This window comes from Acinetobacter johnsonii (assembly GCF_048551975.1).
Classification (GTDB): Bacteria; Pseudomonadota; Gammaproteobacteria; order Pseudomonadales; family Moraxellaceae; genus Acinetobacter; species Acinetobacter johnsonii_A.
On sequence record NZ_JBIMCF010000300.1, the window covers coordinates 1 to 255 of the forward strand.

A 255-nucleotide genomic window follows, 5' to 3' on the forward strand; every position below is an offset into this window, starting at 1 on the left:
GCCTTGACTAGACGGACCTTTGTTGGCAAAGTAATGTTTCTGCTTTTGAATATGCTATCTAGGTTGGTCATAACTTTCCTTCCGAGGAGTAAGCGTCTTTTAATTTCATGGCAACAGTCGCCATCTGCAGTGATTTTGGAGCCTAAAAAAATAAAGTCTGACTGTTTCCACTGTTTTCCCATCTATTTCCCATGAAGTGATGGGACCGGATGCCATGATCTTTGTTTTCTGAATGTTGAGCTTTAAGCCATCTTT

The 255-nt window shown here is 40.8% G+C and carries 1 protein-coding gene; it reads right to left on the minus strand.

The window, feature by feature from the left end; genetic code table 11:
* On the minus strand, positions 1–182 hold a 182-nt coding region (locus ACG9ZB_RS17560), incomplete at its 3' end, for a hypothetical protein (protein ID WP_419326878.1).
* Positions 183–255: the final 73 nt, after the last annotated feature.